At 62.3% G+C, this 1,957-nt stretch carries 2 protein-coding genes; both read left to right on the plus strand.

Translation table 11 applies throughout. The features are described 5' to 3' along the window. A partial coding sequence (locus BMI01S_RS36585) for an IS21 family transposase (protein ID WP_042293085.1) occupies window positions 1-1,018 on the plus strand: 1,018 nt, incomplete at its 5' end. Further along, window positions 1,015-1,857 carry an IS21-like element helper ATPase IstB gene (gene istB / locus BMI01S_RS36590; protein ID WP_028233111.1) on the plus strand — a complete coding sequence of 281 codons (843 nt, stop codon included), beginning with the start codon at window positions 1,015-1,017 and terminating at the stop codon, window positions 1,855-1,857. The genes BMI01S_RS36585 and istB, both read left to right, overlap by 4 nt. Window positions 1,858-1,957: the final 100 nt, after the last annotated feature.

Here is a 1,957-nt window from a genome sequence, read left to right on the forward strand (position 1 = left end):
CTTCGTACTGGCATTCTCGCGCTGGGAGTATGCCTGCGTGGTCGAGGGCGGCGAGAGCTTCGAAGCCCTCGCCAACGGCTTGCAGAATGCTCTGTGGCAGGCGGGAGGTTGCCCGCGCGAGCATCGCACCGACAGCCTCTCTGCCGCCTTCAAGAACCTGAGCGAGAAGGAGGACTTCACGACCCGTTACAAGGCGCTGCTCGATCACTACGAGATGCAGGGCACGCGCAACAATCGCGGTTTGGGTCATGAGAACGGGAGTGTCGAATCCTCGCACCGGTATCTGAAGGATGCGGTCGATCAGGCCTTGATGCTTCGTGGCCATCGCGACTTCGCTGATCGTGCCGCCTACGATGAATTCATCCGCGAGCAGGTGATGCGTCGAAACCGGCGCAACGCAGCCGCGTTCCGTATCGAGCGCCAGCAGCTTCAGGATCTGCCGGAGTACCGTACCACCGACTTCGTCGAGGAGGAGGCTCCTGTGACCCGCTGCAGCACGTTCACAGTGCGCGGCATCCTTTACAGTGCGCCGTCGCGCCTGATTGGTCACCGGCTGAAGGTGCGCGTCTACGGCGACCGGCTCGACTGTTACCTGTCCGGCGTGCTGGTGCACAGCACCGCACGGGGCTCCCGTGCGCACGACAACCGTCACGCGCTTGATTACCGCCACTTCATTGGCTCCCTGAAACGCAAGCCGCAGGCATTCAAGGGGCTCGCGTTTCGTGACGCACTGTTCCCGCGCGAGGCCTACCGCCGGACATGGGAACAACTTGATGCACGCCTGTCGCAACGCGAAGCATGCAAGACGATGGTTGGCCTGCTTGAACTCGCCGCCCTGCACGGGGTGGAGGCCGTACTGGCCGGACAGCTCGACGTGTTGCTGGAAGCCGGCAAGCTGCCCGATCTCAAAGCGCTGCGTGAGCAGTACGCACCCCGTGAGGCCTCGTGTCCTGAAGTGGATGTTCAGATGCCGCCCGTTGCCGTCTATGACGAACTGCTCGAGGAGATGGCAGCATGAACGCGCCCGCACATGATGGTGGCCGCCTGGCCCTGATGCTCAACGAGCTGCGCTTGCCAACGATCGGCAGGCTGTGGCCCGAGTTCGCCGAGCGCTCGGACAAGGAAGGCTGGCAGGCCACGCGACTGCTTGGCGCGCTGCTTGAGCACGAGCTGGCTGAGCGCGCCAAACGGCGTATCGAGCGGCACCGTACCGAGTCGCATCTGGACCCAACCAAGACACTCGCCACCTTCGACTTCAGCGCTGTGCCAATGGTCTCGAAGGCTCATGTGACGGCGCTGGCCACCGGCGAGTCATGGCTGGAGAAAGGCGCCACGGTCCTCCTGTTCGGCCCACCTGGGGTCGGGAAAAGTCATCTAGGTTCGGCCATCGGACACGCCTTGATCGATGCTGGCTACCGCGTGCTGTTCACGCGCACCAGCGAGCTCGTCCAGAAACTGCAGGCGGCACGCCAGAGCCTGCAGTTGCCTTCAGCACTGGCCAAGCTCGACCGCTTCGACCTCATCGCCCTCGATGATCTGTCGTACGCGCGCAAGGACCAGGCCGAGACCAGCGTGCTGTTCGAACTGATTGCGGAGAGGTACGAGCGTAAAAGTCTTCTCATAACGGCCAATCAACCGTTCTCGGGCTGGAGTGACGTGTTCCCTGACCCCGGCATGACGGTCGCCGCCATCGACCGGCTTGTGCATCACTCGACGATCTTCGAGCTCAACGTCCCAAGCTACCGCCGCCGCAAAGCCGGCGACAAACAGAATGCACGGCGGCGTCAATTACACGAGGACAGCCCCGCCAACCCGTTTAGCGCCCAGTTGCCTGACGATGGCAACGTTGCGCAGTAACGATGAGCGTCAACTATGCGATCACGCAACGACAACTATGAAGGAGCAACGTCAAACATGACCTGATACCCAACGACAACTACCCCGTTGACCGGCCAAA

Origin of the sequence: Paraburkholderia mimosarum LMG 23256 = NBRC 106338, assembly GCF_000739815.1 — a bacterium.
GTDB lineage: Bacteria > Pseudomonadota > Gammaproteobacteria > Burkholderiales > Burkholderiaceae > Paraburkholderia > Paraburkholderia mimosarum.